The organism is Thermoflexibacter ruber (assembly GCF_900113045.1).
GTDB classification, from domain to species: domain Bacteria; phylum Bacteroidota; class Bacteroidia; order Cytophagales; family Thermoflexibacteraceae; genus Thermoflexibacter; species Thermoflexibacter ruber.
Genome location: NZ_FONY01000068.1, coordinates 1 through 11,499, shown reverse-complemented (window position 1 = coordinate 11,499; position 11,499 = coordinate 1). Strand labels below are relative to the sequence as shown.

7 protein-coding genes are annotated in these 11,499 nt (G+C 37.6%); 5 read left to right on the top strand and 2 right to left on the bottom strand.

Annotation, left to right across the window (positions count from 1 at the left end; translation table 11 throughout):
- From BM141_RS21130 to BM141_RS21120, 3 genes are all read left to right on the top strand, one after another.
- The coding region (locus BM141_RS21130) for a transposase (protein WP_143091053.1) at positions 1-347 on the top strand (347 nt) is incomplete at its 5' end.
- 175 nt (positions 348-522) lie between these two features.
- Positions 523-1,575: a sugar phosphate isomerase/epimerase family protein gene (locus BM141_RS21125; protein WP_091549440.1), complete on the top strand. Its 1,053-nt coding sequence runs from the start codon at positions 523-525 to the stop codon at positions 1,573-1,575.
- Between the two features lie 39 nt (positions 1,576-1,614).
- The gene (locus BM141_RS21120) at positions 1,615-2,469 is read left to right on the top strand and encodes a CheR family methyltransferase (RefSeq protein ID WP_091549439.1); all 855 of its coding nucleotides are present in this window, start codon (positions 1,615-1,617) and stop codon (positions 2,467-2,469) included.
- Here BM141_RS21120 and BM141_RS21115 read toward each other — a convergent pair.
- Positions 2,466-3,776 (bottom strand): TRAP transporter large permease, encoded by a 1,311-nt coding sequence (locus tag BM141_RS21115; protein ID WP_091549438.1) that lies wholly within the window; start codon positions 3,774-3,776, stop codon positions 2,466-2,468. The genes BM141_RS21120 and BM141_RS21115 overlap by 4 nt on opposite strands.
- Positions 3,777-3,821: 45 nt before the next feature.
- A complete protein-coding gene (locus BM141_RS21110) occupies positions 3,822-4,808 on the bottom strand; it encodes a YpdA family putative bacillithiol disulfide reductase (protein WP_091549437.1) in 987 nt (328 codons plus the stop codon).
- Positions 4,809-5,473: 665 nt separating this feature from the next.
- Between BM141_RS21110 and BM141_RS21105 the strand changes: the two genes are divergently transcribed.
- Together BM141_RS21105 and BM141_RS21100 are read left to right on the top strand one after the other, a co-directional pair.
- Complete coding sequence (locus tag BM141_RS21105; protein WP_091549436.1) at positions 5,474-8,161, top strand: valine--tRNA ligase; 2,688 nt, start codon at positions 5,474-5,476, stop codon at positions 8,159-8,161.
- Positions 8,162-8,184: 23 nt separating this feature from the next.
- On the top strand, positions 8,185-11,376 hold the full coding sequence (locus BM141_RS21100) for an Eco57I restriction-modification methylase domain-containing protein (RefSeq protein ID WP_091549435.1): 3,192 nt from the start codon (positions 8,185-8,187) through the stop codon (positions 11,374-11,376).
- Positions 11,377-11,499 lie beyond the last annotated feature (123 nt).

Below are 11,499 nucleotides of genomic sequence, written 5' to 3'. Positions count from 1 at the left end.
TTCTTTATGGAGATAAGGGTTATATTACTGCACTAAAAGAAGAATTTGCAGAAAGAAACTTGCACTTAATCACTAAGTTAAGAGCTAATATGAAGAAAAATCAAGTATTAACAGAACCACAAGCCTATTATTTAAGGCATAGAGGATTGATAGAAACTGCTTTCGATGTACTTAAAAATCAACTAAATATAGAACATTCAAGGCACAGAAGCCCTAAAAATTTTCTTATTAATTTGCTGGCAGGCTTAATTGCTTATACATTTTTGGAAAAAACACCAAACATAAAAGCATATCCACAAAAATTAGAGGACAAACAAATTGTATTTATTCAAGAAAATGTAAAATAATTCACGTTAAAAATAAGATTGAATAGCTTAAAATTGTATCTTTGGTTGTTTTTCAGGTATCTCCTATATCTAACTTAGATGTATGAAGAATACGATAAAACGCTTTACTTGTAGAAATCTCAAAAACGCTATTACTCATAAATTTACGCTAAATATTTAACCTATCTATCAAAATATGAAAACAATCAAAGGTCCTGCGATATTTCTCGCACAGTTTATGGGCGATGCTGCTCCGTTTAATTCTTTTCCAAGTATATGTAAATGGGCATCAAGTTTAGGATTTGTAGGAGTACAAATTCCTACTTGGGACGGTCGTTGCATAGACTTACAAAAAGCAGCAGAAAGCAAAACCTACTGCGATGATTTTAAAGGTATTGCCAAAGAAAATGGCTTAGAAGTTACAGAACTTTCCACACACTTACAGGGGCAGTTAGTAGCGGTTCACCCAGCTTATGATGCGATGTTTGACGGTTTTGCTCCCGCAGAAGTTCGCAACAACCCTAAGGCTCGCACTGATTGGGCAGTGCAACAACTCAAATGGGCAGCAAAAGCAAGTGCTAACATGGGCGTAAAAGCACACGTAACTTTCTCAGGTGCGCTCATGTGGCATACGATGTATCCTTGGCCACAAAGACCCGCAGGATTAGTAGAAACAGGATTTAAAGAGTTGGCAAACAGGTGGTTGCCTATTCTCAATGCTTTTGACGAAGTAGGCGTAGATGTTTGCTATGAAATACATCCCGGCGAAGATTTGCATGACGGAGTTACCTTCGAGAGGTTTTGGGAAGCTACGGGCAAGCATAAGCGAGTTAATATGTTGTATGACCCAAGCCACTATGTTTTACAGCAATTAGATTACTTAGCCAATATTGATATTTATCACGAATTTATCAAAATGTTCCACGTCAAAGACGCAGAGTTCAATCCTACGGGAAGGAGTGGCGTGTATGGAGGCTATCAGGACTGGGTAAATCGTCCCGGACGTTTCCGCTCTCTGGGCGATGGGCAGGTAGATTTTAAAGCCATTTTCAGTAAACTCACCGCATACGATTACGATGGCTGGGCTGTGCTGGAGTGGGAATGTTGCCTTAAACACCCCGAGGATGGTGCCAAAGAAGGCGCAAAATTCATCAAAGACCACATTATCAGAGTAACAGAAAAAGCATTTGACGACTTTGCGGGAAGTGGAAGCGATGAGGCTTTTAATAGAAAAGTATTAGGAATTTAGTATTTTCAATCACTTTACCTTTGTCAAAGGGCTAAAACTTTGACAAAGGTATTATATCCTAATGAACCCACCTTGAAAATTATTTCTGACGAAGAACTGCAAGCCATTAATAGAGCCATTCTCCTCAGATATGGCATGGACTTTAATAACTATGAGCCTCACTCCTTTAAAAGGCGACTGAGTAGAGCTTTGCAAAAATTTGGCATAGACAATATTTACGACCTCTGGAAGCAAATCCTCCGAGATAACAACCTTATTTTCAAATTAGTAGATGAAATTACCGTAGGTCTTACCGAACTTTTTCGCAACCCTACCCTTTGGCAGTTTTTGGGCAAGGATATTTTACAAAAATACTCCTCGAGTAACTCACTAACTATCTGGCATGCGGGCTGTTCTACGGGAGAGGAGGTATATAGCATGGCAATCGTTTTGTACGAATTAGAACTTCTTTTTAGGACAAAAATTTGGGCTACAGACCTCAGTGGACAGGCTATTCTTACCGCAGCCAAAGGCACTTACTCTGAAGATATTTTTGCTCAGTTTTGTAAAAATTATCACCACTATGCCCCAGAAAAAGACTTGAGGCAATATTTTTTTAGAACACAAGACCAATGGCAAGTTTTTCAAACGCTTAAAAATTCTATTACTTTCCAACAGCATAACTTGGTCAAAGATGAGGTGCATGGCAGTTTTGATTTGATATTTTGCAGGAATGTGATGATATACTTTGATGAGGTACTGAAGATGAAGGTATTAGAGAAATTTTATCAGGCACTCAAAGAAGATGGCTATTTTATTATTGGTTACTATGATGCCTTACCCACTCAGCACCAAGACCTTTTTGAAGTGTACGATGCAGCAAATAAAGTTTTCAAAAAGAAAAAATTAGCTTAATCCTTCATCAGCTTAGGCAGCCAAGTAACCAATTCAGGGAAAGTTATCATCAAAATAAGCATGACTATTTGAATGAGAATAAAGGGAATGATACCTCTATACATCTGATTGGTGGTTACCTCTGGCGGGGCAACGCCTTTGAGATAAAACAGAGAAAATCCGAAAGGAGGTGTAAGGAAAGAAGTTTGTAAGTTCATAGATACCAAAATAGCAATCCACATCAGGTTCATGCCGTATTTGGCAAAAATAGGCGTTACTACGGGAATGAAAATGAAAATAATTTCTATAAAATCTATAAAAAAGCCAGCAATAAAAATAGCCACCATAACAAATGCCAAAAAGCCATAAGGACTCATTTCTAAGTGTTCTATAAAGCTAATGAGTGCCTCATCGCCTCTTATCCCTCTGAAAACCAAACCAAATGCTGTTGCACCTACCAAAATAATAAACACCATAGAAGTAAGCCAAGTTGTTTCTCTCATGACCTCTTGCAAGACTTTTAAAGTTAGTCGCTTCTCGAGCAGGGTAAGCAAGGTTGCCATAAATGCCCCTACTCCTGCTGCTTCGGTAGGGGAAGCAATACCTGCAAAAATAGCCCCCAAAACTGCCAATACTAAAATCATTGGTAAAATAAAGGCACTAAGTACTCTTTTGGCAAAGCCTGCCCCTCTGAAAACTTTGAGTTCCTCGTCTGGAATAGCTGGGGCTAAGTCTGGTCTGAAAAAAGCAATCCCTATGACATATAAAAGATACAAAACAACTAAGCTCACGCCTGGAATAACTGCTCCCATGAACAAATCTCCCACAGATACATTCATTACACTTCCTAACAAGACCAACACCACGCTTGGAGGAATAATCTGTCCTAAGGTCCCTGATGCGGCAATCGTTCCCGTAGCTAAGGCAGGAGAATAACCTCTTTTAAGCATAGCAGGTAGGCTGAGCAAACCCATAGTAACCACCGTTGCCCCTACTACTCCTGTAGAAGCTGCCAGCAAAGCTCCTACTAAGACTACTGCCACTGCTAACCCCCCTCTTAACTTCCCAAGGAGTAATGCCATAGTATTTAAAAGTTTTTCTGCGATGCCAGACCTCTCCAGCATAACTCCCATATAGATAAACAGAGGTACAGAGATAAGTACATAGTTGGTCATAGTGCCGTAGATTCGCAAAGGCAAAAGATTAAACAAATCCAAGCCAAAGGTGAAAAATCCAAAAATAATAGACACCCCTGCCAGCGTAAAAGCAACAGGAAAACCTAATAATAAAAGAATAAACAGAGTAATGAAAAGAAGCAATGCGACCATAATGAATACTTTGTTCCCACAAGTTTAAGCAAAAGGAGCGGGTTTTTAGCAAGAATTTTTCAAGATATGTTGAATTATCTTTTCAGAATGGACGATAGAATTTTCTATGAACCACTTATTGGTTTCCATGCCACCACAAACTACCCCCGCCAAATATACTCCTTGCTGATTACTTTCTTGGGTTTCGCTATTGTAGGCTGGGTAAAGTTGTGCTGTATGAGTGATTTCTACGCCTGCCATTTTTAATAACTCAAAGTTAGGTAAGTAGCCCGTCATCGCTAAAACAAAATCATTTTCTATGGTCATCAGCCCCTCTGGTGTTTTGAGGTCTATTTCTCGCTCTCTGATTTCTGTAATTTCTGAATTAAAATATGCTTTGATGCTACCCTCTTTGATGCGGTTTTCTATATCAGGACGTACCCAGTATTTGACGCTTTTACGAATTTCTGGTTCGCGAATCACCATAGTAACTTCCGCTCCTTTTCTATATGTTTCCAAAGCGACATCAACCGCTGAGTTTGCCGCTCCTACTACCGCAATCTTTTGAAAAGCGTAAGGATGTGGCTCGTCGTAATAGTGCTTGACTTTGGGCAAATCTTCTCCTTTGACCCCTATCAAATTTGGTAAATCATAAAAACCGGTAGCTAACACTATATTTTTGGCTTGATAAGAGTTTTTTGAGGTATGTATTTCAAAAATAGGTCTTTCAGAACCTTGTAAAGGAATTTTTTTTATGCTTTCTACTTTTTCGTAGAGTTTTAAGTTGAGCTTCCAACTGCTTGCTACTCTACGATAGTAGTCTAAGGCTTCTCTACGCGTAGGTTTATCGCCGTGCGAAATAAAAGGTACGCCTCCTATCTCTAAGCGTTCGGAAGTAGAAAAGAAAGTCATATTGATAGGATATCGATAAATAGAATTGACTAAACAACCCTTTTCTACAATTATATAATCTAATTTTGCCTTTTTAGCTTCTATGCCGCAAGCCAGTCCGATGGGACCGCCCCCTATGATAAGCAAGTCATACATTTTCATAGTTTAAGTACATTGCAAATTAAGTTTTTTTAAATTTTATATGCTTATTATTACAACTGTTATAGTGTCGATTAAGTTTGCTTCTGGCTTTTTGAGTAATTGATTTTGATTTGTTTATCGTTACGTTTTTGGACAATATGTGGTTAAGTAACTCAACGATTATAAGCGTTCTTTTAATCTCGTAGCAGTTCCACTGTGGAGAATAATCGCTTTATAGTAAATCATAAGAACATAATCATCAAACTCCTGTTAGGAATGTAACTAATTGATTATTAAATTTATGTGTCGTCCATAACGGGACTTTGATAAACCTATTTGATTACTATTTACTGCAAAGCTGTCGTGCCTACGGTAATGAATAAAAAAAGTTTATTTTTGTTGAATTACTTATAGCACACTTTGGGGGCTGGGTACGTAGTAGAAAGAAATGCTATTTTGAGAAGAATTTGAACCTTATCTTGATTAGTAAAAGTTTTTAATTTTCTTTTTCTCTTTTTTACTTTAATCATTTCCATTTTCAAAAAAACTTGTTAAATTTGCAAGTCATATAGTTTATATGGTTAAAATGCTGAGATAGCAAAATATCATTTAATAACCTAACTATCAAACTATTTAACTATTTTTCGAAAAAAGTAACTCATCACTTATAACTCATAACTCTGAAAATGTCGTCATTAGCAAAGACTTATAACCCGAGAGAAGTAGAAGATAAATGGTATGCCTATTGGCTGGAGAAGAAATTTTTTGCTTCAAAACCTAACCCTAACAAAGAGCCTTATACGATTGTGATTCCCCCGCCCAACGTTACAGGAGTACTTCACATGGGACACATGCTTAACAACACGATTCAAGACATCTTGGTTCGTAAGGCACGTATGGAAGGCAAGGAGGCTTGTTGGGTGCCAGGAACTGACCACGCTTCTATCGCTACAGAGGCGAAGGTGGTGCAAATGCTCAAAGAAAAAGGCATTGAAAAAAAGGACATTACAAGGGAAGAGTTTTTAAAATATGCTTGGGAGTGGAAAGAAAAATATGGAGGAATCATCTTAGAGCAGTTAAAAAAGTTGGGTGCTTCTTGCGATTGGGACAGAACAAGGTTTACTATGGAAGATGCACTTTCAGAGCAGGTTATTAAAGTTTTTGTGGATTTGTATAGAAAGGGACATATCTATCGCGGCGCAAGAATGATTAACTGGGACCCACAAGGCAAAACCGCCCTTTCTGACGATGAGGTCATTTATAAAGAAACCAAATCAAAACTGTACTATGTAAAGTACAAAGTAAAGCAAGAAAACCTGTCAGGTCTTCAGCACCTTACAGGTTTAGAAGAGGAATATCTGACCATTGCCACCCAACGCCCTGAAACTATTATGGGCGATACCGCAGTTTGCGTCAATCCTAATGATGAACGCTACAAACACTTGAAAGGCAAAAAGATAATAGTCCCTTTGGTAAATAGAGAAGTGCCTATCATCTTTGATGAGTATGTAGATATGACCTTTGGTACGGGAGCTTTGAAAGTTACCCCTGCTCACGACATCAATGATTACAATTTAGGTTTGAAACACAACTTAGAAGTCATTGATACGCTCAATGATGATGGAACTCTGAGCGAAGCGGCGCAAGTTTTTGTAGGCACAGAACGCTTCAAGGCACGTAAGTTAGTAGCAAAAGCATTAGAAGAGCAAGGTTTAATTGTTAAAGTAGAAGAATATACCACCAATATCGGCTATTCAGAGCGTACAGATGCGGTAGTAGAGCCTAAAATCTCTACGCAGTGGTTTGTAAAAATGACAGACTTGACCAAACCCGCTTTAGAAAATGTGATGAATGACAACATCAAACTGCACCCGTCCAAGTTCAAAAATATGTACCGTTCTTGGATGGAAAACGTCAGAGATTGGTGTATTTCTCGCCAACTATGGTGGGGGCATCGTATCCCTGCATGGTACTTGCCTGATGGTACTCTCGTCGTTGCCCATAACGCCGAAGAAGCTCTTGAACTTGCCAAACAAAGCACTAATAACTCAGAACTAACCATCAACGATTTGGTTCAAGATGAAGACGTGTTAGATACATGGTTTTCCTCTGGACTTTGGCCCATAGCTGTTTTTGATGGGCTTTTAAACCCTGATAACGAAGATATTAAATACTACTATCCTACCAATGATTTGGTAACAGCCCCCGAAATTCTATTTTTCTGGGTGGCTCGTATGATTTTGTTTGGTTATGAATACAGACAAGAAAAACCTTACTCTAATGTCTATCTAACAGGTATAGTCAGAGATAAACAAGGTAGAAAAATGTCCAAATCTTTAGGCAATTCACCTGACCCCATAGAACTCATAGAAAAATACGGGGCAGACGGAGTAAGAACGGGTATGCTTTTTAGCTCGCCTGCGGGGAACGACTTGCTTTTTGATGAAAAACTCTGCGAACAAGGACGCAATTTTACTAATAAAATTTGGAATGCGTTTAGATTGGTGCAAGGCTGGCAAGTAGTTGAAACAGACGAAGAAGACACTGGAAATACCACCGCCGTCAAATGGTTTGAGGCTCGCATGAATGATGCCCTCATTCACTTGGAAGAACACTACGCCAACTACCGCATTTCTGATGCCCTGATGACCGTTTACAAATTGGTTTGGGACGACTTCTGCTCATGGTATTTGGAAATGATAAAGCCTGAATATCAAGGTGAGGGTAAACCTTCTTTGATAGATAAAAATACTTATGGAGCTACCATTTCTTTCTTTGAAAATCTTTTAAAAATCCTTCACCCTTTCATGCCTTTTATTACCGAAGAACTGTGGCATGCTCTGAAAGAAAGAGGTGAAAATGAGTGTATTATCGTGGCGGAATACCCACAGCCAAAAAAACAATACGTTGCTTTTGAGAAAATCATCAGCGAAGGGGAAATTGCTTTTGACATAGTTCGTCAAATCCGAGAAATGCGAAACAGCAAGGGAATGTCGCCCAAAGAGGAAGTAATCCTTTACATCAAAACACACAGCAAGGCAATTTATAATCGTTTTAAGCCGATTATCAGGAAGTTGGCAAATCTCTCAGCGATTAGTTTTACCTCTCAAAATATGCCCAAGTCCTTCAACTTCGTAGTGAAAGGAGATGAGTTTTTTATCCCTTTGAAAATCAATGTAGCCGAGGAAAGAGCAAGGATAGAAAAAGAACTCGAGTACAATGAGGGTTTCTTAGAATCAGTAAACAAAAAATTGGGCAATGAAAAATTTGTGCAAAATGCCAAACCCGAAATCATAGAGAACGAACGAAAGAAAAAAGCAGATGCAGAAGCCAAAATCAAAGCACTAAAAAAGGCTTTGGAGGGCTTGAGGTAGAGGCTAAAATAAATCTGAACTGAATGTATAACAAAAAGGACTTAATTGCCCTTTGGGAAAAAGAAAAAAACGCTTACCAAGAAAAAGAAATTGGGAGCGGAGTACAACTTTTTGTCAAAAAAATATTGCAATCAGAGGAAATTTTTAACCTCAAAGAAGCCAATCTTTCTACCTCTGAAAGTGAGCGGAAATACGAGTTCTTGGAAGAAAGTAGCAAAAAGCAAAAGCGGGCAGATGTAATTATTTATATAGACAGTCAGGTCGTAATTCCTATGGAAATAGAACGCTATGGGAATATTGAGGCAGGAGAAAAACAGTTGTTTGACTATCAATTAGTTTGGGATAAAAAAACAGGCATTCTTACCGATGGCAACGAATGGCGATTCTACGTAGGAAAAATACTCATTCGCACTTTTTACCTTTCAACTATTTTTGAGAAAACGGAGGAGTTTTTAGTTTTTTGGAAAGAATATATCCAGCCGATAAACTACTATCTTAATTTTTTCCAAGAGGCTAACAAAGAGGCTACTGAAGAGGATTTGAATGTGGAGGCGCACCGACAAAACTTTTTTAAAGACATCACTACGCTGATTAATAGCTTTCAACACAAGCTAAATCTGAAAGGATACTTTGATTCTATCCAAACTACCTCTATCACAGGAAAGACAGGAGAGGGACAAGCCTTGAAACAAGCCATAGAACTTACCTATTCCTATATTATTCAGTTTATCTTGTATAAAACTTTGGCTGACAACGAGTTTGGTACTTTCAAATCAGATTTTCAGCAAAGGATAGGTCGCATAGAAAAAAACTTACGCACTGAAAATTTCAGTGATATTCTCACCGTTACCAAATTTATTAGCGAATTGGTTTCCAAAAATGTCTATCGTCCTTTTAAAAGTGAGCAGGAAATCATTAACCAAACGCTGAACGAAATTTTAGCAAAACCTACCAATGAATTGGCAGACGTAACGCCTTGGCTCGATATCTTTGTTTTCATCAAGCGTTATTCCTTTGCTAACATTCGCAATGAAATTTTTGGTTTTATCTATGAAAACTATCTCAAACAGCTTTATAATGAGAATCTCGGACAGTACTTTACTGCCCCTGAGGTAGTGGATTTTATGCTTGATGAATTGGGCTATCATGGGAGTGAATTAGTCAAAAACAGTAAAAAAGACCAAATTTCTATCATTGACCCTGCTTGCGGAAGTGGAACATTCTTGTATAGTGCGGTTCGCAACCTCATAGAGAGCCTCCCCAATGAAACCAAAGAGGACTCTGACCTCATAGAAAAACTCATCACTGAAAATATTTTTGGCATTGATGTTTCAGAGTTTCCCCTTTATTTGGCTGAGATGAGTATCATTATGCGAATGTTGCCACTGATTCTCAATGAGGACTATACCAATGTATTAGACAAGAAAATCAAGGTTTTCAAGACTAAGGATAGTATTGCAGAGTTTTTGGACACCGCGGTAAAAAATACTATTTACGATGTGCAGAAACAGATAGCCAAGAACAAAGGGCAAGGTGTATTGAATTTTGGCGACCTTAATTTAGGCTATAAAAGTCATGTCAGAGATGAAGATGATTTAAAAAATCTAAAACGCAGTTTAGAAAATCAAGAAAATCCTACTATAGAACGCTATCGTTTTGACTATGTGATTGGCAACCCGCCTTATATTTCTTACAATGAGAGTTCGAGCAGAGGCACTTTGTTTTTTCAATTTATCAAAGAAGGTAAGGTAAAACTCAACGATGTTTATGGAGTAAACCTGCATAGCGTTCCTGAAAATCCGAAAGGTTATCGTCCAAATCCTAACCTATATGCTTTTTTTATTGCTTTGGGTTTAGGTTTGCTCAAAGATGGTGGGAAATTGAGTTTCATCGTACCTCAAACCTTGCTTACTGCGGGGGATTTAGACGTAATTCGTTATCACTTAGCACAGTTCACTACCATTGAAAAAATAGTTATTATTAATAGTCAGCTATTTACGGATAGAGGTTTAAAGCAAAACTATACAGTAGCTACTTCTAATTTGATTTTCATGGTGAAAAAACAAATGCCTTTTACGCACAGGCAAAACAAAGTAGAAGTTACTTATCATCCTGAAAAAGAAATTGTTATAGGAGAATGTATTGCACAAATCAAAAATCCTCAAAACAAACAAGTCAGAAGATTTGAGATTACACAAGCCGAACTCTTGCGAAATGTAAAAAATTGGAATTTTCTCAAATTAGACCAAGAAGCACAAGCTTTCTATCAGGCTTATTTTCAAGAAAGTACAGGAATGGAAATCTATTACAAACACGAGTTGGCAAAGGAACTTTTTAATGATTCGTTCTATTTTGATGGGGGCTACATGGTCATGGAGAAAGAAGCATTAGCCGAACCAGAAGTAGGGGTAATAAACTACGAAATTGCCAAGATAGATGAAAAAAAAATACAAGTACCAGAAAATAAGCGATATATCCCTAATAAAAGAGCAGGCAATAACGGACTTACTATCAAACTACGCCAAGCAAGTCAAGGGTATATGCTCTTAGATAGCCCCTATAAGATAGTCTGGTCAACCAGAAATCCAAAGCAATTTCACTTTACAGAAAGACCACTCATTTGGGCAAATAATCGCTTAGGTGGAATTGGGAGTAGCAATAAATCAGAATTATTATTTTTATTTTCCTTGCTCAATTCCTCACTTAATCAATTAATAATCAAGCAGTTTTTGAAATTAGAAGGAGAAAAAGATTTGCTCTTACAGGTCAATTTTGTAAAAGAATTTCTAAGAGTTCCTACCTTTTTATTGCAAAAGCAAACTTCCTTTTTAAAAAAAGAAATCATAGAAAAAACTGAGCAACTTTTATCCTTAGAACGAGTCAAACTCTCTGATTTAGTTGATTTTTCTAATGTCTTAGTGCAAAAATTTGATAGTTTAGAAGTGGAAGGTAATTTGCTTTTACTGAAAAGCGAAGGGAAAACTACGCCATGCAATATCAAAAAAGACCAACATTTAGTAGAAAAGTTTGCCAAAGAAAATACAGGAAATATCACTTTGAAAAGTTTAAAAAATGTAGTTTTGACAGATGAAAACGGGCAAACCCAACTCAAAAAAGAAATAGATGACTTGGTTTTTTGCTTGTATTTCAATGTGCAACTTGCTGATTTAGAGAAAAATAAGCATTATCAATACTTGCAAAATGCAAAGAAATAAAGCACTTGGACAAACATTCACAGATACAAGTATCGTGAGGTTCATGCTTGATGAAATGGCTTACTGTGGCAAGGGAAAAATCATAGATAGCAGTTGTGGGAATGGTGCTTTTTTAGTGGAAAT